Origin of the sequence: Variovorax sp. V116, assembly GCF_041154435.1 — a bacterium.
In the GTDB taxonomy this organism is placed as follows: domain Bacteria; phylum Pseudomonadota; class Gammaproteobacteria; order Burkholderiales; family Burkholderiaceae_C; genus Variovorax; species Variovorax paradoxus.
In genome coordinates, this window is record NZ_AP028661.1 from 877,910 (window position 1) to 899,657 (window position 21,748).

General features: G+C 66.1%; 17 protein-coding genes. 7 read left to right on the forward strand and 10 right to left on the reverse strand.

Translation table 11 applies throughout. The annotated features are described in order from the left end of the window. Positions 1-13 precede the first annotated feature (13 nt). A complete protein-coding gene (locus ACAM58_RS04040) occupies positions 14-571 on the forward strand; it encodes a lysylphosphatidylglycerol synthase domain-containing protein (RefSeq protein ID WP_080642495.1) in 558 nt (185 codons plus the stop codon). On the opposite strand, the gene ACAM58_RS04045 is transcribed toward ACAM58_RS04040, so the two are convergent. From ACAM58_RS04045 to ACAM58_RS04065, 5 genes are all read right to left on the reverse strand, one after another. Continuing rightward, on the reverse strand, positions 568-1,434 hold the full coding sequence (locus tag ACAM58_RS04045) for a GDP-mannose 4,6-dehydratase (protein ID WP_018903752.1): 867 nt from the start codon (positions 1,432-1,434) through the stop codon (positions 568-570). The genes ACAM58_RS04040 and ACAM58_RS04045 overlap by 4 nt on opposite strands. Next, positions 1,431-2,468 (reverse strand): GDP-mannose 4,6-dehydratase, encoded by a 1,038-nt coding sequence (gene gmd / locus ACAM58_RS04050; protein WP_018903751.1) that lies wholly within the window; start codon positions 2,466-2,468, stop codon positions 1,431-1,433. The genes ACAM58_RS04045 and gmd overlap by 4 nt, the downstream gene beginning before the upstream one ends. Before the next feature lie 149 nt (positions 2,469-2,617). Next, a complete protein-coding gene (locus ACAM58_RS04055) occupies positions 2,618-3,364 on the reverse strand; it encodes an ABC transporter ATP-binding protein (RefSeq protein ID WP_018903750.1) in 747 nt (248 codons plus the stop codon). 3 nt (positions 3,365-3,367) lie between these two features. Then, on the reverse strand, positions 3,368-4,171 hold the full coding sequence (locus ACAM58_RS04060; protein WP_018903749.1) for an ABC transporter permease: 804 nt from the start codon (positions 4,169-4,171) through the stop codon (positions 3,368-3,370). Continuing rightward, complete coding sequence (locus tag ACAM58_RS04065) at positions 4,168-4,440, reverse strand: hypothetical protein (RefSeq protein ID WP_230537746.1); 273 nt, start codon at positions 4,438-4,440, stop codon at positions 4,168-4,170. Before ACAM58_RS04065 ends, ACAM58_RS04060 begins: the two co-directional genes overlap by 4 nt. Positions 4,441-4,647: 207 nt before the next feature. On the opposite strand from ACAM58_RS04065, the gene ACAM58_RS04070 reads away from it, so the two are divergent. Further along, on the forward strand, positions 4,648-5,652 hold the full coding sequence (locus ACAM58_RS04070; protein WP_018903747.1) for a glycosyltransferase family 2 protein: 1,005 nt from the start codon (positions 4,648-4,650) through the stop codon (positions 5,650-5,652). Between the two features lie 39 nt (positions 5,653-5,691). After that, entirely contained in the window at positions 5,692-6,753 is a 1,062-nt protein-coding gene (locus ACAM58_RS04075) for a glycosyltransferase family 2 protein (protein WP_018903746.1), read from the forward strand. 24 nt (positions 6,754-6,777) lie between these two features. On the opposite strand, the gene ACAM58_RS04080 is transcribed toward ACAM58_RS04075, so the two are convergent. Then, positions 6,778-8,811, reverse strand: coding sequence for an acyltransferase family protein (locus ACAM58_RS04080; protein ID WP_018903745.1), 2,034 nt, complete (start codon positions 8,809-8,811; stop codon positions 6,778-6,780). An 87-nt stretch (positions 8,812-8,898) separates the two neighbouring features. After that, positions 8,899-9,657 (reverse strand): glycosyltransferase family 2 protein, encoded by a 759-nt coding sequence (locus tag ACAM58_RS04085; RefSeq protein ID WP_369664201.1) that lies wholly within the window; start codon positions 9,655-9,657, stop codon positions 8,899-8,901. A 45-nt stretch (positions 9,658-9,702) separates the two neighbouring features. Here ACAM58_RS04085 and ACAM58_RS04090 point away from each other — a divergent pair, with 45 nt between their 5' ends. Continuing rightward, positions 9,703-10,800 (forward strand): glycosyltransferase family 4 protein, encoded by a 1,098-nt coding sequence (locus ACAM58_RS04090; RefSeq protein ID WP_012745925.1) that lies wholly within the window; start codon positions 9,703-9,705, stop codon positions 10,798-10,800. Between the two features lie 64 nt (positions 10,801-10,864). Beyond that, a complete protein-coding gene (argB, locus tag ACAM58_RS04095; RefSeq protein ID WP_012745926.1) occupies positions 10,865-11,758 on the forward strand; it encodes an acetylglutamate kinase in 894 nt (297 codons plus the stop codon). Between the two features lie 10 nt (positions 11,759-11,768). On the opposite strand, the gene ACAM58_RS04100 is transcribed toward argB, so the two are convergent. The 3 genes from ACAM58_RS04100 to galE all read right to left on the reverse strand — a co-directional run bounded on the left by ACAM58_RS04100 (position 11,769) and on the right by galE (position 19,308). After that, positions 11,769-16,199, reverse strand: a complete 4,431-nt coding sequence (locus tag ACAM58_RS04100) for a class I SAM-dependent methyltransferase (RefSeq protein ID WP_369664202.1) — start codon at positions 16,197-16,199, stop codon at positions 11,769-11,771. A 64-nt stretch (positions 16,200-16,263) separates the two neighbouring features. Beyond that, positions 16,264-17,898: a glycosyltransferase gene (locus tag ACAM58_RS04105; RefSeq protein WP_369664203.1), complete on the reverse strand. Its 1,635-nt coding sequence runs from the start codon at positions 17,896-17,898 to the stop codon at positions 16,264-16,266. Positions 17,899-18,270: 372 nt separating this feature from the next. Further along, positions 18,271-19,308 (reverse strand): UDP-glucose 4-epimerase GalE, encoded by a 1,038-nt coding sequence (gene galE, locus ACAM58_RS04110; protein WP_369664204.1) that lies wholly within the window; start codon positions 19,306-19,308, stop codon positions 18,271-18,273. Positions 19,309-19,428: 120 nt separating this feature from the next. Here galE and slmA point away from each other — a divergent pair, with 120 nt between their 5' ends. After that, positions 19,429-20,082, forward strand: a complete 654-nt coding sequence (slmA, locus tag ACAM58_RS04115; RefSeq protein WP_012745930.1) for a nucleoid occlusion factor SlmA — start codon at positions 19,429-19,431, stop codon at positions 20,080-20,082. A 117-nt stretch (positions 20,083-20,199) separates the two neighbouring features. Beyond that, a complete protein-coding gene (locus tag ACAM58_RS04120; protein ID WP_369664205.1) occupies positions 20,200-21,723 on the forward strand; it encodes a catalase in 1,524 nt (507 codons plus the stop codon). Positions 21,724-21,748 lie beyond the last annotated feature (25 nt).

Below are 21,748 nucleotides of genomic sequence, written 5' to 3' on the forward strand. Positions count from 1 at the left end.
CTGCGCGGGGTCGATGCCTTGCTGTTGGGATCTTGCGGGCGTCGTCGCGGCCGGTGCGCGCGGCCTTGAGCGTCACCCTCTGGATAGCGGCCCAGCCTTTGCCTTTTGCCACCTTGTAAGAAGCCCGTCGATGTCTGCCAGAGCGACGGCATTTGCAAGCCGATGGGGCCTCGCGCCCGGACGGGTTGCCGCCGAGGCCTTGGCGCAATGGGCGCAGCTATGGACGCTTCGCAATGTGGCCCTGTTCACCCTGCTCGCCGCCTTGGCCTACGGCATTCAGGCTGTTGTGTTCGCTGTGCTTTGCACGGTATTGAGGCTGCCATTGCAGCCGGCAGTGGCTTTGGAGATCTTTGTGAATGCCACGCTGCTCGGTGCCGCGAGCATGGTTCCGGGAGGGCTCGGAACCATGGAGGCATCACTGGTCTTTCAGCTGATGGCGCAGGGCGCGAAGAAGGCGGATGCAGTCGCAATTGCGATCGCAACCCGGTGCATCACCCGCTGGTGCGGCGTTTTCATCGGACCGATTGCTTTTACGGGCGTTTGCATGCGCACGAGACCAAGCAAGCTCTAGCTTTGCTTGGCAAGCAACATGCGTTCGAGGGTGTCTTCCAGCACGGGCTCATTCAAGATGGCTCCTTGCCTTGACAGGAGCGCATGGAGCTTCTGCGGGTCGCCGCACAGACGGTGCACTTCATTCCCTCTGACGAATGCCGGATTGGTCTCGATGTGCAGGTTGTGCGAGGTCATCCGCGCAAAAGTCTCGACGATCCGGCGCAGCGCATACGGCCGTCCCGAGCAGATGTTGTACGTCTCGCCCGGCTCTCCATGTGCGAGCAGCAGCAGGTAGGCATCGCAGACCATCTGCACATCGTTGAACTCGCGCTCGACATCCAGATTGCCCAACTCGATCGACGGCGCACGCGCGGCGAAGTGCGCGGCAAGTTTGGGGATCAGAAAATGGGCGTCCTGTCCGGGCCCGGTGTAGTTGAAGGGGCGCGCGACCACCAGGTTCAACTGCTCGTTGTAGGTCCTCGCCATGAACTCCATGGCGAGCTTGCTCATGCCATAGTGGTTGATGGGTGCCGGCGGCTGGCTCTCGGTGATGGGCGATTGGGCCGTGTTGCCGTAGACATTGGCGCTGCTAGCCAGGAGAACACGGGCAGGCCTGGCAGGCAGTTGCACCAGCGCGTCCAGCAGATGGGTGGTTCCGACCACATTGACTGCGTAGAACGCTGCCTCGTTGGCGTGCCCCACAAAACTGATGGCTGCCAGGTGCACCACGGCGTCGGGCGCAAGCGCCAACACTTCCTGGTGCAGGGCCTCGCGATGCGTCAGGTCGGACTGAAGTGGAATGACGAGGTGGCCAGCCGCAACAGCTCGCTTGGCAAATACCTGGCCGGTGAATCCTTCGGCGCCGGTCAGCAATATCCTCAAAATGACTGGCCCTGGGCGTTTCGCCGAAGGTCGGCCTCCACCATCAACTGGCACAGCTGTTCGAGGGTGGTCGCAGGTTCCCAGCCAAGCTTGGCCTTGGCCTTGGCGGGATTGCCGATCAAGAGTTCCACTTCGGCCGGGCGATAGAACGCCGGATTGATGCGCATGACGGTCTTGCCGGTGGCCGCGTCGACCGCGGACTCCGAATCGCCGGTGCCCCTGAATTCGATGGCCATGCCGGCGCTCTTGAATGCCATGGCAACGAACTCGCGCACGGTCTCCGTGCGATTCGTTGCGAGCACGTAGGTGTCGGGTTCTTCCGCCTGCAGCATGCGCCACATGCCCTCGACGTATTCCTTCGCAAAGCCCCAGTCGCGCTTGGCATCGAGATTGCCGAGTTCCAGCACGTCCAGCTTGCCGAGCTTGATCTTCGCAACCCCGTCGGTGATCTTGCGGGTGACGAATTCCCTGCCTCTCAGGGGGCTTTCATGATTGAAGAGGATGCCGCTGCAACCGAAGATGTTGTAGCTCTCGCGGTAGTTGATCGTCATCCAGTGGGCGTAGAGCTTTGCAACGCCATAGGGGCTGCGCGGATAGAAGGGCGTTTCCTCGGTCTGCGGGATGGCCTGGACCTTGCCGAACATCTCGGATGTCGAGGCTTGATAGAAGCGGATCTTGGGGTTGACCAGCCGGATGGCTTCCAGCAGATGCAGCGTACCCAGGCCGGTGATCTGCGCGGTGGCGATGGGCTGATTGAAGCTGACGCCGACGAAGCTCTGGGCTGCGAGGTTGTAGACCTCGTCCGGCGCTGCCTCACGGATCAGCGTGATCGAGCTGCCAAGATCGGTAAGGTCGTATTCGACCAGATGAAGATCGGGGTTGTGCTGGATTCCAAGCTCTTCGATGCGCCAGAAGTTCACCGAACTGGTGCGGCGATAAGCGCCATAGACAACATAGCCCTTGGCGAGCAGAAGCTCGGCCAGGTAGGCGCCATCTTGCCCGGTGATGCCCGTAACAACAGCATGCTTCTTCATGAAACCCTCTCTCTTTGTTCAAGGAAAGCGCACAACTTTGCACGTCGGATGCCCGATACGTGCTGCAGACGCTTGAATTCTGCCTTGGAAGAGAGAGATTGGACACATGGGCCGGAGCCCTGCCGGCCAAGGCGCCGGCGGCACAGGCTCTAAGGCCGGTCGTCCAGTTCCGTTGCGTCGGCCAGCACGGAAAGCTCGGCGGGCTCGAGCCGCCCATGGCTCAGCTTGACCACCATGTTGCATTCCTTCGCGATCAACGCCGGCGAATGCGAGGCCAGGACCAGGATGCCCGACTTGGAAACCACGTCCCGCATGCGCTTTTCCGCCTTTTCGGTGAAGTCGGCATCGCCCACCGAGAGCCATTCGTCCATGAGGAGAATGTCGGCCTCGACGCTGGTGGAGATCGAAAAGGCGAGCCGCATCATCATCCCGGTGGAATAGGTGCGCACAGGCATGTTCACGTACTGCCCGAGGCCGCTGAATTCGCAGATCTCCGGAATCCGTGCGTCGATCTCCTTCTTGCTCAGGCCCATGACGAGTCCGCGCAGCATGATGTTCTCGATGCCGGTCGCGTCGGCCTCGATGCCGAGCGACGGATCGATCAGGCTCGATACCGTTCCCTCGCGCTTGAATTCGCCGGCGGAGGGCTCGTAGACGCCGGCCAGCGTACGCAGCAGGGTCGATTTGCCCGCCCCGTTGTGCCCGATCAGCCCCAGGCGGTCTCCGCTCTTCAGCTCGAGGTTGATGTCGCTCAGCGCCTGAACGACGGTGACGCCGGTCTCCTTGCCAAACCTGCCGCCGGTGACGGAAGCCGCAAGTGTTTTCTTCAATGACGCTGCACCAGCGCCATAGATCGGAAAGTTGACGGCAACGTTTTTGAGGGAAATGGAAGCCATGTATCAGAGCCAGTAGACAACGCGTCGGCGGTATCTCGTGAACAAAATTGCGGAGGCGACCAAGGTCAGAGCGGTCCACCCTGCGATGCCGAGCCAGCTGTGCGGCGCGGCAACTCCCCCCATCAGCGGCGTGCGCAGCAGGTCAAGCATCTGGGCAAACGGGTTCCAGAGGATGTATTGGGCACGGTTGGGCAGGCTCTCAGGCAGCCAGAATACGGGCGTCAGGAACATCAGCATCTGCATGACGCTGGTCACAATTTGAGTGACGTCGCGAAACCGTGTGCAGATGAGGCCAAGCAGCAATCCAAGTGCATGCGCATTGACAATCGCAATGGCCATTGCAGGAATGACCAGCATCACGGACCACGAGAGCGAGATGCCCGCCCAAAGGGCAACGGGGACGTACAGCACGATCTGATGCGCAAACTGAATCAGGTTCCGAGCCAGACTCCGCCAGACGAACAGGCTGATCGGGAAATAGCCTTGCTTGAGGTAGTTGGAGGAGCCCACGAAGGCGTTACACGACTCCGTCACCACGCTCGAAAAGAAGCCCCAGAAAATGATGCCCAGCGCGAGGTGAGGGAAGAACTTGGAGAGTTCCGTTCCGAACAGCGAACTGTACAGAGGCCCCATGCCGCCGATCATCGCGCCCATGCTCAACGTGAGCCAGAGCGGACCCAGCATCGAGCGGCGATAGCGCAGCACCACGTCGAACCATGCGAGCGTCCACCAGATATCCGTGCGGCGGGTACCTTCCCACCAGTCAGACCACGGGCTGCGGTGCAAATTGGAATGGATCTGGCTCATATGCGCCCGTTGGTGTTTGCCAGGCGCACGAAGCCGTTCCCGCCCGGATGTTCTCGACACTGGGCTTCAATGAGCACCAGTTCCTCGTTGCCGATGTTCGTCAATCGATGTTTCTCTTTCAATGGGTATGGCGATATCCGCCGAGAAAGGGTCCCGTGCTGGACGTTGCCGATCTGGCCAATACCGCGGGCCTGGACACGGGCCCAGTGCGCTGCGCATTGGTGATGATATTGCAGTGACAGTTCCGCCCAGGCCTCACAAACATGCACCTGGCTTGGATGTTGCCTGCTGCGATGCCGGTCGGATCCGGGATTCTGCGGGCCCCAATAGCACAATTGAGAGGGCGCGCATTTTCTTGTTCGGGTGTGAAGAAAGGGATAATTTTACCGGCCCCCGCGCCGGAGGCTCCAGGAACCGTTGAAACCGCCTTTCGCCGCCTCCGCCACATTGATAACCGCTCGCAAGACGAGCAAGCCATGAGCATCCCCCCTTCCCCCGAGATCTCCGTCGCCCTTTGCACCCACAACGGCGCGCGTTTCCTGCGCGAGCAGGTGCGCAGCATCTGCCTGCAGACCCTGCCGCCGGTGGAGATCGTGCTGTCCGACGATGCGTCGACCGACGGCTCGGTGGAGGTGGTGCGGGCTGCGGTGGCCGAGTGCGCGGCCGAACGGCCGGGGCACCCCGTGGCCCTGCGCATCTTCGAGAACCGGCCCGCGCTGCGCGTGGTCAAGAACTTCGAGCAGGCCATCGGGGCCTGCACCAGCGAACTGATTGCGCTCAGCGACCAGGACGACATCTGGCTCCCCGAGCGCCTCGCGCAGATGGCGCCGCTTTTCGAGAGCGATCCGAATCTTCTGCTTCTGCACACCGATGCGCGTCTTGTCGATGCCGAGCGGCGCGACATCGGCGATACGCTGTTCCATGCGCTCGAAGTCACCCCCTCGGAGATCGAACGTGTCCACGGCGGCAACGCTTTCGATGTGTTCCTGCGGCGCAACCTCGTGACGGGCGCGACCACGGTGTTTCGCCGTTCGCTGCTCGAGCATGCCCTGCCTCTGCCCGTCGAATGGGTGCACGACGAGTGGCTGGGCATCATCGCGTCGGCCATTGGCCGGGTCGACCTGCTGGAGCAGCCGCTCATCGACTATCGCCAGCACGAATCGAACCAGATCGGGGCCCGGCGCGACACCTTCGAAGCCAAGGTGCGCAAGGCACTGGCTTCCAGGGGCAACACGCATGTGGAGCGGGCCATCAAGGCCGAACTGCTCCTTGCGCGGCTGCAGAAGATCGGGGGGCGGGTTTCGCCGGAGATTCTCGACAAGGTGCGCAGCAAGATCGAGCACCAGCGCTTCCGCGCTGCCTTGCCCGCATCGAGGCTCGCCCGTTGCCTGCCCATTCTTCGCGAAGCCATGACCGGCCGCTACGACAAGTTCGGCCGTGGCTTCCGGGGCGTGGTGCGCGACCTCTTCGAATCTGTGTAGGCTTGCGCCCAAGCGAATCGCGTCACTCCCACAAAAACAATGACCACCACGAATTCCTCCCCAGCAACCATCGCCGGCGCCCCTGGCGCTTCGCTTAGCGTGGTGGTGATCATCCCGTTCTACAACGGCGCCGATTTCATCGAGCGTTCGGTTCGAAGCGTGTTCGAGCAATCGGTGCCCGCGAACGAAGTGATCGTGGTCAACGACGGCTCCCGGCCCGAAGAGCGCGCGGCGCTCGACGCGCTCGCGGCCCGTTATCCCTTCCGCATCCTGGACAAGGAGAACGGCGGGCAGGGCTCGGCGCGCAACGCCGGGGTGGCTGCCTCCACCTCCGAATACATCTGCTTCCTCGACCAGGACGACTTCTACCTGCCCAACCACATCGAGACGCTCGTCACCTCGATCCCTCCGGACGACCGGCTCTTCGGCTATATCTACGCCGACCTGTACGAGGCCGATGGCGATGGCAACGTGATCCGCACGGGCGTCATCAAGGACCATGCCGAACACCCCAAGCGCAGCATCTTCGACCTGTTGCGCTACGACATGTTCGTGCTGCCCTCGGCCACGCTCGTGAGCCGCAAGGCCTTCGAGGCGGTGGGCGGGTTCGACCCGCAGTTCATGGGCTACGAGGACGACGACCTCTTCCTGCGCATTTTCCGCAAGGGCTACAGCAATCACTTCGTGGACAAGGCCGTCACCGTCTGGTGCATCCACACGGCAAGCACTTCGTTCGGCATCCGGATGGTCCGCAGCCGCTTCAAGTACTTCAAGAAGCTGCTGCAGATGTTCCCTGACGAGCATCAGCGCGGCCGCTACTACCTTCGCGAATATCTGATGCCGCGCTTCCAACTGTTCTTCGTGAATGAAGCGATCGAAGCGATCAAGAAGGACGACCAGTACCGCGGGGAGATGAGCGCGGTGCTGGCGGAGTACGGTGCCATCGTCTTTGCGAACCCCTATGTGGGCCGCAAGAAGAAGCTGCGTCTGTGGATCACGCTCCTCCTGCTGCGCCACAGCACGCCGGGTATGGTCCGCTTCGTGGGCGCGCTCACCCGGTTGCCGGGCATCCGCAGCCTGCGGCGCATCTACAAGAGCTGACGCAGCGGCTCGCCGCGGGGCCAGCTAGCGGCCGACCGCCGCGGGCTGCTTTTGCGTCGTCATCGCCACATCGATATAGGTGGCGAACTGCCGCACATACTCGGCCCTCAGGTGGCCGGAGTCCTTGTAGATCGGCGTCGCGTCGGCGTCCGCTCGGGTGCACTGGTCGTTCTTGCAGAGTGTCGGGATCGGGTCGATCACGATCGCGCCGCTGCGCTTTGCGATCTGGCGCATGCGTTCGTGCAGTTCCTTCTGCACCGATCCCCAAGGCGCAGTAGGCGACATGCGAGCCACCTTCATGTCACCGAGCCGCCCGCCTTTGATGAATTCTTCTGGCCCGTACCCTTCGCCCACAGGGTTGTCCAGCACCAGATAAACCTGCTTGTGCTTTGCAAGATTCGTCATCACCGCCTCGAGCATGTTGAGCGCCAGGTCCACGCCGCCGCCGCCCATGAAGCGGTGCCTGGTCTTGCCGTCGGAGTAGTAGTAGCGGTCGGCCTCGGCGTTGGCGGCGTTGGGCTTGCCGGTTTCCGAGAAGTAGCAGTTCCAGCAGCCGCCGAACACCACCGCGTCGAACTTGTCGCTGATGGCCAGGCGCATGGCGCCGTCGCGGCGTTCGCCGCAGAGGTTGTTCTTTTCGTCGACCACGTTGGGAATGGGCGGGCAGGCGCCCCAGGTGGCAAAGGAGAGCGAATCGAGGGTGTCGGGCGCGATCTTGTTCAGCTCCACGGCGCGCGGGCCGTATTGCTCGATGTGGCTGTCGCCGAAAAGCAGCACGCGGCGCTTGCCGTGGCCGATCTGCTGGAGCACCTCGCCATCGACCTTGATGGGGCTGAGCCCGTCCGGGTAGCCCCAGTCCTTGGCGGCCGCGGCCGTCTTGTTGAAGTAGGGGTCGCTGTGCCGCCCGACGTAGTAGCGCGTGGCCGCCAGCGTGCCCAGCACCACGAAGCCCACCATCAGCGCCACCAGCACCGAGATCACGGTGCTGCTCTCGCTGCGGCGCGTGCCGCGCTCGACAAAGCGGTAGGTCAGCCAGGCCAGCACGACGGCCGCCAGCAGCATCAGCGCGCGCAGGCCGTTGGAGGGCAGTTCGCCCTCGACGATGCGCGCGTAGACCAGCAGCGGCCAGTGCCAGAGGTACAGCGGATAGCTGATGAGGCCGACCCACACCATCGGCCTGGAGGCGAGCACGTAGCGGTTGAGCACGCCGGTCGGGCCGGCCGCAATGCAATAGAAGGCGCCCAGCGTGGGCAGGATGGCCCAGAACCCCGGAAACGCCTTGCCGCCGCGGATGAATGCAAGACCCAGGCCGATCAGCACCAGACCGGCAATCGACTGCGCATGGCGGCCCCAGCCCGGCTTGGGCAGGGGGCGGTGCAGCCGCATGTACGCCAGCATGCCGCCGATCATCAGCTCCCAAAAGCGCGACAGCGGCGAATAGAACGCGGCCTCCCGGTGGCTGTGGATGGTCGCGACGTTGAGCAGGAACGACAGGGCCGCCACCGCGCCCACCACCGTGAGCACGCGCCACTTGCGCTTCCATGCCAGGCCCAGCAGCACGGGCCAGAAGATGTAGAACTGCTCCTCGATGGCCAGCGACCACAGGTGCAGCAGCGGCTTGGTCTCGGCCGCGTTGTCGAAGTAGCCGGCCTCGCTCCAGAAGGCGAAGTTCGAGACGAAGCCGGCGCCCGCCGCCACGTGCTTGCCGAGCTGCTCCCACTCGTGCGGCAGCAGCGCCCACCAGCCGAAGGCGAAGGTCGCGGCCAGCACCAGCACCAGCGCCGGAAAGATGCGCTTCACGCGGCGCGCGTAGAACTCGCGGTAGCTGAACCCGTCGCCCTCGAAGCTGCCCAGGATGATCGTGGTGATCAGGAAGCCCGAGATGACGAAGAAGATGTCGACCCCGATGAAGCCGCCCTTGATCCACTGCGGAAACGCGTGGTAGCCGAGCACCGAAAGCACGGCGACGGCGCGCAGGCCGTCGATGTCGGGTCGGTATTTGGGATGGAGCAGGTGGGCGTGTTCCTGCGGGGCTGTCGGGCTGCTCGTGGTCGTCATCGTCGTGGTTGGGAGGGGACGGCGCCTGCGGTCTCTGCTGGCTTCCCGGCCCCGGATTGTCTGCGCAAACGCGGGAGCGGCTTTTTTTCAGGTTCCGCGGGAGCGGGTCTGCAGGTAGCGCCAGAACGCGCCCGAGGTCCACACCTTGAGCAGGCTGGTCACGTGCCAGTAGAGGTGCTTCCTGCTGCTGCGGCTGGCGCGCTGGGCCTCGTGGCGCGCGAGCAGGTCTTCGCCCACCTGCAGCTTCCAGCCCGCCAACTGGGTCCGGGCGCAGATGTCGAAGTCTTCGCCGTACATGAAGAAGCGCTCGTCGAAGCCTCCGATCTGGCGGTAGGCCTGGCTGCGGAACAGCATGAACAGGCCCGGAATCCAGTCCGGCACCGCCGGGCGCACGTACCCCGGCTTGCGGCGCGTGAGGATCTCGAGCGGCGTGATGACGGCGCGGTGCTGCTCGGGCGCGCTGCGGCCCGGCTCGAGGATGCGCGGCGTCAGCAGGCCGGCGTCAGGCGCGGCCTGCGCGACCAGCGGCGCCAGCACGTCGCCGTCCAGGCGGATGTCGGGGTTGAGCACCAGGAACCAGGGGGTGTCGCAGTGCCCGAAGGCCTGGTTATGGTTGGCGCCAAAGCCCTTGGGGCTCGTGTTTTCGATCCGCTCGACCGCAAAACCCCATTCCAGGCCGGCCAGCACATCGGGTTCGGGGATGTTGAGCGTGAGCACGACCTTGGCGGTCGAACTGCGGCAGAAGCGGTCCAGCTGCTCGAGCAGCGGGCGCACCAGCGCGAGCTGGCCGTGGCTGACGATCGAAATGGTGATCGGGGGGGAAGAAGGGGAAGGGGGCGCTGGCATGGTCTAATTTCGCTCGGGAATTCTAGGGTTCCCCAACACCCACACATGATTGCTCTGATCGTCATCAGTTTCTTCGTCTCCGCCTTCGGGGTCCAGGTGTTCATGCGCCGCGCGCGCAGGCACGCCCGGCTCTACGGCGCCGACATGCCCCAGCGCTTCCACAAGGGCCACGTGCCGCGGCTCGGGGGAGCGGGCATCCTGCTGGGCATGGGCGCGGCCTGGCTGGCCTCCGGCATCACCGGCACCGACCCGTTCAACGTCTCCTGGCCGCTCAAGACCTCGATGCTCACGCTGCTGTGCATTGCGCCGGCGGTGCTCGGCGGCATCGTCGAAGACGTGACGCAGAACGTCAAGGTGCGCTACAGGCTGGCGCTCACCATCGGCTCCGCGCTGCTCGCGTGCTGGGTGCTGGGCCTGGGCCTGTCGCGCACCGGCATCGAGGCGGTCGACGGCTGGCTGGCTCTGGTGCCGTACGGCGCCGTGCTGTTCGCGGCCCTGGCCATCGGCGGGCTGCCGCATGCCTTCAACATCATCGACGGCTACAACGGGCTGGCCGGCACGGTGGCGGTGCTGGTGTGCCTGGCCGTTTCGCACGTGGCGCTGCAGGTGGGCGACCGCCAGCTCGCGGCCATGATGGTCTGCCTGGTCGGCGCCACCATCGGCTTTTTGATCTGGAACTATCCGCGCGGCAAGATCTTTGCCGGCGACGGCGGCGCCTACGTCTGGGGCATGGTGATTGCGCTGGCCTGCGTGACGCTGGTGCAGCGGCACCGCGTGGTCTCGCCGTGGTTTCCGATGCTGCTGCTGATCTACCCGGTGTGGGAGACGCTGTTCTCCATCTACCGCAAGCTCGCGCGCGGGCAGTCGCCCGGCACCGCCGACGCACTGCACTTCCACCAGCTGATCTTCAGGCGCATCGTGCGCGTGGCCTTCGCGGACGACGAGGCGCGCCAACTGCTCGCCCGCAACAACCGGACCTCGCCCTACCTCTGGATGTTCGCCGCGCTGTCGGTGGTGCCCGCGGTGCTGTTCTGGAACAACACCATCGTGCTGATGCTGTTCTGCCTGCTGTTCGTCACGACCTACGTGGGCGCCTACCTGATGATCGTGCGATTCAAGGTGCCGCGCTGGCTGCGCCCGTGACGGCTTCCCTGCTGCAAGAATTCATTCTTTCCATCGTCCCCACCGTTTTGGAGCCTGCCCGCCCATGACCGATCCCGTCCTCAACATTCCCCCGCGCGACAAGGCCGAGATCCTGGCCCAGGCGCTGCCGTACATCCGCAAGTTCCACGGCAAGACCATCGTCATCAAGTACGGCGGCAATGCCATGACCGATCCGGCCCTGCAGGCCGACTTCGCGGAAGACGTGGTGCTGCTCAAGCTGGTCGGCATGAACCCGGTGGTGGTGCATGGCGGCGGCCCGCAGATCGAGGCGGCGCTCAACCGCCTGGGCAAGAAGGGCAGCTTCATCCAGGGCATGCGCGTGACCGATGCCGAGACCATGGAGGTGGTCGAATGGGTGCTGGCCGGCGAGGTGCAGCAGGACATCGTGGGCCTGATCAACCAGGCCGGCGGCAAGGCCGTGGGCCTGACCGGGCGCGACGGCGGCATGATCCGCGCGCAGAAGCTCAAGATGGCGGACCGCGCCGACCCCAACCTGCACCACGACGTGGGCCAGGTGGGCGACATCGTCTCCATCGACCCCAGCGTGGTCAAGGCGCTGCAGGACGACGCCTTCATTCCCGTGGTGAGCCCGATCGGCTTCGGCGAGGAGAACGAGAGCTACAACATCAACGCCGACGTGGTGGCCGGCAAGCTCGCCACCGTGCTCAAGGCCGAGAAGCTCATGCTCTTGACCAACACGCCCGGCGTGCTCGACAAGGACGGCAATCTGCTCACCAACCTGAGCGCGCGCGAGATCGACGACCTGTTTGCCGACGGCACCATCTCGGGCGGCATGCTGCCCAAGATCGAGGGCGCGCTCGATGCCGCCAAGAGCGGCGTGAACGCGGTGCACATCATCGACGGCCGCGTGCCGCACGCGATGCTGCTCGAGATCCTGACCGACCAGGCCTACGGCACGATGATCCGCGCGCGCTGAGGCCGCAGCCTCAGCAGCCGTTCGCGCCCGCCCTGGCCACCGCGGGTTTCCGGCCGAGATACTCGAAGCCCGCGGCGCCAACTTCCTGCACCGACTGGGGCAGCTTCTCGAAGTCGGTCCACAGCGGCGTATCGCGCAGCGACGGATCGCGCCACAGGTCCACCAGCTCGCCCGCGGGGGCCTCCCGGAAGCGCTCCGCGGCTTCGTCGGACACGTTGGCGCGCAGCGCCTGCTCGCACTCCGACGCCAGCCAGCTGACGGAGTGGTTCGGCGCGAAATTCTCCGACACCCGCACGCGCTCGGCCTCGAACTCGCGGAACCACTGCTCCAGCCCGTAGCGGGTGCAGTTGAAGAAATGCCAGGGCCGCTCGTGCAGCGGCTGCATGAAGGCGGTGCGCACCAGGATGCGGCCGCCGGGCTTGAGCACCCGCAGCAGTTCCGCCGCCACCTTCTGCGGTTCGCGGTAGTGCTCGAAGGCGTTCATGACGATCACGGCGTCGAAGACCGCATCGTCGAACGGCAGCACGTGGGCGTCGGCGACCACGTCGGTGTGCCTGAACAGACAGTATTCGACCTCGACCACGTTCTCGATCTTTTCCTGCGAGCCTCCGCCGCTGAGATTCAGCACCCACCCCTTGGTGCTCTTTGCGAGCTTCAGGGCTTCGGGCGGCAGCGGGTTGCTGACGTGCTCGGCGGGCTTGACCTCGGGCTCGCCGATGTCCTCGCAAAGGACCGGCCGGCCCTGGACGACGGGCCAGCGCCGCCAGCCGTCCACGGTCGCCAGTGTGCCGCTTGCCGCATCGGCCGTCAGCTTGAGGCCGGTCTTGGGACAGCGAAGAATCGGCAGCAGCGCCTGGAGCCGCGACTTCGCGCCGCCGTCGCTCAGCGCCACCTGCAGCGCCGGCGGCTTGCGCGCGAGCCGCTCGTCGATCAGCGACACCCAGGGATGCTGGGCCTTGAAGTTCTCGATCAGCCGCTGGTAATTCTGCGGGACCGTGGTCTCGGCCCTGAGCATCGAGCTCGCATGCACGCGGTAGTCCGCGAGCGTTTGCGCCTCCCGCACGCCGCGCTGGCCCTGCTCCGCGAGCCGGCACCAGAAGTCGAAGTCCTCCCAGCCGTGGCGAACGTGGTTGTAGCCGCCGACGATCGCCCACGCCTCCTTCGAGACCAGCGCCATCGCGTCGATGTAGTTGCCGGCCACGAAGCGCTGCGGCTCGTAGAAGGCATCGCCGAGCAGTGCGCTGGAGGCGCCGAAGTGCTGGATGGTCGGGTAGGCGAAGGCCACGCGCTCGGCGCGGATGGCGCGGCGCAGCTCTTCGCAGCATTTCGGGCGCAGCCGGTTGTCGGCATCCAGCGGCAGCACATAGGGGCTGTCCGCAAGGTGGAAGCCCGCATTGCGCGTGAGGCCCAGGCCGCTGTTGGCCTCATGCCGCGCGACCACCACGCGGTTGAAGCGCCTGGCGTGCTGCCGGGCCCATGCCAGCACGGCGTCCAGCGAGCCGTCGGTCGAACAGTCGTCCACCACCACCAGGTCCAGCACCGCCAGCGTCTGGGCACGCACGGATTCCAGCGCCTCGACGATGAACTGCTCGTAGTTGTAGAGCGGAATGGCGACCGTGACATCCGCAAGCTCGGCCTCGTCGGCCCGGTGCTCGAACAGCACTTCCAGCGGCATCAGCTGGGGCCGCGGGATCGGCGCCGAGCGCACGCGGGCATCGAGCGCGAAGGCCCGCGCGGCCAGCGCATCGCCTTGCAGCTGGTCGAGCACGCGGCCGAACTGCGTGGCCCGCTGCAGCGGCCCGTACGAGGCCATCGCGCGCAGGAACGCGGCCGAGCCGACACTGGCCCTCAGCGCGGGGTCCGACGCCAGGGTCGACAGATGGTGGTACCAGTCGTCGGCGCTCGCGGCCAGGAAGCCCGACACGCCGTGCTCGATGGCCCGCGTGAACGGGCCGGTCGGCGACGCGATGGTCGGCACGTCGACCAGCGCGGCCTCGAAGAACTTCAGTTCGCTCTTGGCCTCGCAGAAGGGGTTGCCGAATTCCAGCGGCGCGATGTTGATGTCGAAGCGCGCAATTTCGCGCGGCAGCGTCTCCAGGGTCTGGAAGGGCCGCCATTCGATGCGGTGCGCCAGGCCGGCCATCACCGGGTATTCCTCCACGTCGACCAGGCGCATGCCCGATTCGGTCTGGAAGAGCACCAGCCGGCACAGCTCGTTCTCGCGCAGCACGCGCGCGATCGCCTCGATGGCCAGGCCCAGGTCGCGCTGGTGCGTCCGCGAGCCGCCGGCATAGCCGATGCGCACCAGGTTGTCGGTCCGCGCGCTGCGCCACTGCCGGGCGCTGCGCCTGGAGAGCTCGAAGGTCTGGTCGTCGAAGCCGTTGAACAGCACATGGGTGGACTTGCCCGCCCAGCGCATGTGATAGGCCAGCTCCTGGGTGCTGGCAATGCAGACGTCGGACGCGAGCATGGCGCGGCGCACGCTCGCGAAGAGCTCGCGCACCGCGGCTTCCGGATGGGCGTTGGAGCGGATGCCGTCGATCACCTTGGTGTCGGCCAGGTCGGGTTCGATCATCAGGTCGTCGATGTCGAACACCACCTTCTTGCCTTGCGCATGCATCAGCCCGATGGCTTTTTCGAGCACCGGGCTCCACTGGGTGCGCCAGAGAATCATCACGTCGTGCCGCGACGTCAGCTCGAGCCGCGCCTCCAGCTCTTCCTGCCGCACCCATTCCGCCGGCACGCCGTTCATCCGCGCCGCCTCGATATAGCGCGCGACACGGTACAGGTGGCCGGGCGTGTCCGCCTCGCCCGAAACGTAGAAGATCGAGAACACCCGGCTGGGCAAGGGAGGAATGGGGGGCGGCTCGGTGTCGTCGCTGCCGAGCAGGCCGGCGCGCCGGCCTTCTCGCGCACCCACCAGCGTGTAGTGCAGCAGCGGATTGAAGCCCGCCGCGTCCCCGTAGCGCGCCGCGTATTCGGTGCCCGAGAACCATGGGCCGGGTTGGCGCCCTTCGGCCGCGCCGTGGGTGACGTAGTGCTCCGCGGGGTCCGTGCCGGCCGATGCCACGTCGGGGTAGGTCTTCAGGTACCACTCGCGATCGAAGTAGGGCGAGAACCGGACGATCTCCACCGCCCCCAGGTCCACCGGCTTGCCGGCAATGCGCCGGGCAAGCAGCCGCAGGCGCCTGCGCAGCTTGGCCTTGACGCTCAGGGAGGGGTCGACCCGCAGGCGCGTGAAGCGCTCCATCAACGATTCGACCCGGTCTTCCTTCCGGTCGGCAAGGTTCTTCCAGGCCAGCGCGGTGCGCTGCTGCAGGCTCTTGGCTTCGCTGGTCTCGTTCAGGTCGTCGCGGGTCTTGTTCAGGTCGGTGGCCAATTGCGCCACGACATTCCGAAGCTCCGCCACGCGCCGGTTCGCCTGCTCGTGGGCGAAGCCGGTTGCGCGCGCGGCGGCTTCGGCCTGGGCGGCCTTCGCCTGCGCATCGCCGGCCTGCCTGTTCAGGTCTTCCAGCTGGGCGGCCTTCTCGGCCACCTCGTGGGACAGGGCGTCCAGCTGGCCTTCGGCGCGGGCGCGGGCCTCGGCCTCGGCCGCGCGGGCGGCCGCCACCTGGGCCAGCTCGGCTTCCACCGGCGCGCGCAGGGCATTGGCCTCGTGGATGCGCTGATGCAGTTCGGCCGAGCCGAGCTGTTCGCGCGTGGTCACGAACCAGCGCGTCCCCAGGTGCGCGAAGCGCGCCCTGGCGGCATCGGCGCGCTCGGGTTCGAGGTTGCACAGCGCCATGGCGGCGGCCGGCGCGCGGTCGCCCACGGCCAGCACGCCAAGCCCGTGGCCGTGCAGGAACTCGAACGAGGGATAGTGCCGTGCCTGCTCGGCGAAGAAGCGGAAGACGCCGAAATTGCCGCTGCGCACATTGGTGTCGTGGAACAGCACCACGGCCTTGTCCGACAGCTTGGGAAGCCAGGTCTCGAAGTCGTGCTTGACCGCCTCGTAGGTATGGAAGCCGTCGATGTGCAGCACGTCGATGGAGCCGTCGGCAAAGTACGGCAGCGCGTCGTCGAAGGTGGACTTGAGGAGTTCGGAGAAGGCGCTGAAGTGCTTGTCGTGGAAGTCGCGCAGCTCGTGGTAGACCTGCGCGTCGAAGTGCCCGGCATGCTCGTCTCCGGCCCAGGTGTCCACCGCGTAGCAGCGCGTGGCCGACTTGAGCCGCGCCACGGCCTCGCAGAACGCCGCGTACGACACGCCGTTGTGCGTGCCCAGTTCCACCAGCAGGCCCGGCTTGCAGGCCGCCACGATCCAGAATGCGAACGGCGTGTGGGTCCACCAGGCGCTGGCCTTGCCGAGCAGGTGCGGCGTCCAGAACAGCGGGTCCAGCACCGGGTGCGTCAGCACGTCGAGCGACCGGTCGACCGTCGGAAGAATGAGGGTGGGTTCTTTCATTTGTATTCCTGCCCGGACGGGTCCGGGCCTCCGCTAGAAAGTCGATGAAACCGCCGCGCCCGCCTCAGCGCGCGAGCTGCCATTGCTGGCCGGCGCTGGGGGCCAGGTGCGCGCCGGTGAGCCAGTCCCACTGGACATTCGGGTTGTGATAGGGGTCGTGCTCGAAGCGATCGATCCACTTGGTGCTGGCGTGCGCCTGCTCGCGCGCTGCCCGCTGCTGCTTCTCTTCGGAAACATGGTCGTGCCCGCGCGAGGCGCTCTCCAGGTGCAGCAGCGAGGCGAACGGCGTGCAGACGTTGCGGTAGCCCGCATCGTTCACCTTCAGGCACAGGTCGATGTCGTTGTAGGCCACCGGCAGGTGCTCGCCGTCGAAGCCGCCCACCTGCTCGAACACCTGGCGCCGAACCGCCAGGCAGGCGCCCGTGACCGCCAGGTAGTCGCGCGTGCCGGCGAGCCGCCCGTCCAGGCCGCTGTCGGTGGCGCCGTCGGTGCGGCAGACATGCATCGCCAGCGGGCCGCTTTGCAGCATGACGCCGGCATGCTGGACCGTGCCGTCGCCGTACAGCAGCTTGGCGCCCACGCAGCCGATGTCCGGCCGCATGGCTTCGCCGACCATCTCCCTGAGCCATCCGCCATCGAGGATCTCGATGTCGTTGTTCAGGAAGAGCAGCACCTCGCCGGTCGAGGCCTGCACGCCGGCATTGTTGATGGCCGAGAAGTTGAAGGGGCCCGGCACGCGGAGCACGCGCACGCGCGGGTCCGCGGCCAACTCGGCGAAGAGGGACAGCGTGGCCGGCTCGACGCTGTCGTTGTCGAGGATGAGGACTTCGAAATCCGGATAGTCCGTCTTGCGCAGCAGGCCGTCCAGGCAGGTCCTCACCAGATTGGCGCGGTCGCGCGTCGGCACGAGCACGCTGACCCGTGGCGCGGGGCTGGGCAGTGGGCGGCGGACATGGTTGACGAACTCGGCGATCGGCGAGGGCAGCACCTCGGCCGCCACGCCCGTTTGCCGGAACGCTGCTTCAGCCGCCACCCGCCGGGCCGCCGCCGCATAGGCCTCGACGGCCTGCCGCGTGTCGCCCGCATCGATGACCGGCGGGACCTGCCGGTGGTACAGCACTGAGGGAACATGGCGCACCTGGCTGCAGGGCAGCGGCATGGCCACCCTGCAGTGCAGGTCGTAGCCGGCGGCCGGCTCGAATTCGGCGCGAAAGCCTCCGGCCGCCAGGACGTTGGCGCGCCTCATCACGCACAGGCCGTCCAGCAGGTCGAAGCCGAGCTGCGCCTCCGGATCCCATGCCGACTTGAAGCGCGGCTTGCATCGCAGCTGGCCCTCTGCGATCCAGTCCTCGTCCGCATAGACGACGGCCGCATCGGGCCATTTGGCGAGCGTGAGCTGGATCGACGAAACGGCCTGCGCAGCGAGGCGGTCGCCCGCGAGGATCACGCCGAACCAGGGCTCGGCCGTGTGCTCGAGCGCGAGCTGCTGCAGTTCGAGCCGGCTGGCCGGCGCACTCGCGGGCACCAGCCGTACGTTGATCGAATCGCGAACGAACAGGAGCGCATGGCCAACCGGTTCGGCGCGCGAAGGATCGCAGGTCACCACCACGTCGAAGCGGTGGCACAGCTGTGCCGAGAGCGAAGCCAGCGTGCTGTGCAATGCCTCGTCGCTGCCGCTGTCGGCAATGGCGAAGGTCAAGCCCTCGCGGTACGGAAGATTCTCCAGCTCAGAGCGAAGCGCCGGCTGTTCTGCCTTGTGGCGGGACGCTTCGTCGCGTGTCCACGCGCTGTAGGCGGTGTCGGTGAAGGCAGAGAACCGGCACGCCGCGGCCCATTGGGCGTATCGCGCTTGATCGATAGGCAAATCTTTCCCCCTACTCTGCAAAGAGATGGCACAACCCTCGGGGCTTGCCGGCATGCAGAGCCCCCCATCAATTCAGAATAGCGACGCGATGGATCGCTTGGGTAACAACCCACTTAACATTTGTTGCGGCCGGGTTCCGCGGTGAGCATTCGTTACATGCCCGGAAGCCCTTGCGGGGCTTGTTTCCGGGGAGGCCGGCCGTCCCGGTCAGCAAGCGGTCAGTGACCTTTCGTAGCCGTTCGGATTGCCCTGCTGCCAGCGCCAGCTGTCGGCGCACATCTGGTCGAGCCCGCGGCGCGCGCGCCAGCCCAGCGTGGCTTCCGCCAGCGAGGGGTCGCCCCAGTACGCGGGCACGTCGCCGGGCCGGCGGGGGCCAATCTCATAAGGCAGCGGACGTCCGCTCGCGCGCTCGAAGGCATGCACCACCTCCAGCACCGAGGCGCCGCGGCCGGTGCCGAGGTTCAGCGTGACCAGCCCGGTGTGGCCTTGCGCATGGCGCAGGGCCGCCACATGCCCTTCGGCGAGGTCCATCACATGCACGTAGTCGCGCACGCCGGTGCCGTCGGGCGTGGGGTAGTCGTTGCCGTGGATCAGCAGCTTGTCGCGCTGCCCCACGGCCACCTGGCACACGAAGGGCATCAGGTTGTTGGGCTTGCCCTGCGGGTGCTCGCCGATGAGCCCGCTTTCATGCGCGCCGACCGGGTTGAAGTAGCGCAGGAGCGCAATGCGCCAGCCGGGCTGCGCGCGGTGCAGGTCGGCCAGCGCCTCTTCCACCATGCGCTTGGAGCGCCCGTAGGGATTGGCCGGCCTGCAGGGCGCGTCTTCCGGAATGGGCGAGTGGTCGGGTTCGCCGTACACCGTGGCCGACGACGAGAAGATCAGCGTCCGCACGCCCGCCTGCTGCATGGCCGAGGCGAGCACGAGGCTGCCGTGCACGTTGTTGTCGTAGTAGGTGAGCGGGTCGGCCACCGAGTCGCCCACGGCCTTGAGGCCCGCGAAGTGGATCACGGCCGCAAAGCCTTCTTCGCCCAGCACGCGGTCGAGCAGCGCCCGGTCGCGCACGTCGCCCTCGATCAGCCGCGGCGCGCTGCCGGTGATCTGCCGCAACCGCTCCAATACCCGGATGTCGCTGTTGCCCAGATTGTCGAGAATGACCGGCGTGTATCCGGCGGCGGCCAGCGCGACGCAGGTGTGGCTGCCAATGAAACCTGCACCACCCGTCACCAGAACGCTTTTTGGGGCCATGAGAACTTTTGCTTGGTTGAATGGGCCGATTCTGTACGAGCTTTCCCGGGGCCGGTTTGCGCGCGCTCACTGCGCGGCCCTGTGCGAGAATCAATTGATTACATCTTTGCACGCGCTTCCATGCAGAACGAAGAGACAAGCTATCCCGGCATAGAAACCCAGACCGAAACGCTGACGCCCGTCGCGCCGGTCCGAAAACGCCCCAAGCCCGGGGAGCGGCGCGTGCAGATCCTGCAGGCGCTGGCCGCCATGCTCGAGCAGCCCGGCGCCGAGCGCGTGACCACCGCGGCGCTGGCTGCGCGGCTCGACGTCAGCGAGGCCGCGCTCTACCGCCACTTTGCGAGCAAGGCCCAGATGTTCGAGGGCCTCATCGACTTCATCGAGCAGAGCGTCTTCACGCTGGTGAACCAGATCCTCGAGCGCGAAGGCGCAACGGGCGCCCAGCAGGCCGCAAAAATCCTCACGCTGCTCGTGCAGTTTGCCGAGCGCAACCCCGGCATGACGCGCGTCATGGTGGGCGATGCGCTGGTGTTCGAGAACGAGCGCCTCCAGCAGCGCATGAACCAGTTCTTCGACAAGATCGAGGCCACGCTGCGCCAGGTGCTGCGCGGGGCGGCCGCCGCGGACGGCTCGGCCACCCCGAGCGTGGATGCGCAGGTGCGCGCCGCCGCGCTCACGGCCTTCGTGGTCGGGCAGCTGCAGCGCTTCACGCGCTCGGGCTTCCGCCGGGCGCCGTCGGAGCACCTCGAAGCCACGATCGCGCTGATCGTCTGAAACCTCGGGCGGCCTTCGGCGGGCCGCCTATCGAGGCGATAGCTCAATGTGATGCAGCAAGGCTGTATTCATTGACAAAATGCATGGGCCCCTACAACTCCAGAGGAAAGCCCACCCATGACCGACTCCCGCAAGCTCACCACCGAAAACGGCGCGCCCGTCGAGAACAACCAGCAATCGCAGACGGCCGGCCCCGGCGGCCCCGTGCTGATGCAGGACCACCACCTGATCGAGAAGCTTGCGCGCTTCGACCGCGAGCGCATTCCGGAGCGCGTGGTGCATGCGCGCGGCTCGGGCGCCTTCGGCACCTTCGAGGTGACGGCCGACGTGTCCAAATGGACCAAGGCCAGGTTTTTGAGCCAGGTCGGCAGGAAGACCGAGGTGCTCGCACGCTTCTCGACCGTGGCGCTCGAACTCGGCTCGGCCGACACCGTGCGCGACCCGCGCGGCTTCGCGCTCAAGTTCTATACCGAAGACGGCAACTACGACCTCGTCGGCAACAACACGCCGGTCTTTTTCATCCGCGACCCGCTCAAGTTTCCCGACTTCATCCACTCGCAGAAGCGCGACCCCTACAGCCACGTGCAGGAGCCCAACAACGCCTGGGACTTCTTCTCGCACTCGCCCGAAGCGACGCACCAGTTCACCTGGCTGTTCGGTGACCGCGGCATTCCGAAGAGCTACCGCCACATGGACGGCTTCGGCTCGCACACCTTCCAGTGGGTGAACGCCAAGGGCGAGGCCTTCTGGGTCAAGTACCACTTCAAGACCCACCAGGGCATCCAGACCTTCGTGGCCGAGGAGGCGCAGCGCGTGGGCGGCGAAAACCCGAACCACCACCACCTGGACCTGCTGCATTCCATCGAGCGCGGCGAATTCCCGAGCTGGAAGGTGCAGGTGCAGATCATGCCGGTGGCCGAGGCGCAGACCTACCGCTTCAACCCCTTCGACCTGACCAAGGTCTGGTCGCACAAGGACTATCCGAAGATCGACATCGGCATCCTCACGCTCAACCGCAATCCCGACAACTACTTTGCCGAGATCGAGCAGGCCGCGTTCAACCCGGCCAACTTCGTGCCCGGCATCGGCCCTTCGCCCGACAAGATGCTGCAGGGCCGCCTGTTCAGCTACGGCGACACGCAGCGCTACCGCCTGGGCATCAACCACACGCAGCTGCCGGTGAACCGCCCGCATGCCACCACGGCGCAGAACTACGGCCGCGACGGCGCGATGCGCGGCGACGGCAACGGCGGCCGCGGCCCCAACTACGAGCCCAACAGCTTCAGCGATGCGCCCAAGCAGAGCAACGAGCCGGTCTACGCGCCGCTCGAGATCCATGGCTGGACCGGCAGCCACCAGTGGCAGCAGCACCCCGAGGACAACGACTTCGTGCAGGCCGGCGACCTCTACCGGCTGATGGACGAAGCCGCCAAGGAGCGCCTGGTGAACAACATCGCGGGCGGCCTGGGTGCGGTGACGCGGCAGGACATCATCGACCGTTCGGTGAGCTACTTCCGCCAGGCCGATGCCGACTACGGCGCGCGGCTCGACAAGGCCATCAAGGCCGTGCAGGCCAGGCTCAGGGGCGAGGAGGTGAGCGTGCAGATCGGCAAGCCGGCGCACGACGCAAGCCGCAGCTGATCCACGGGCGGCAGTGGGGTACCCA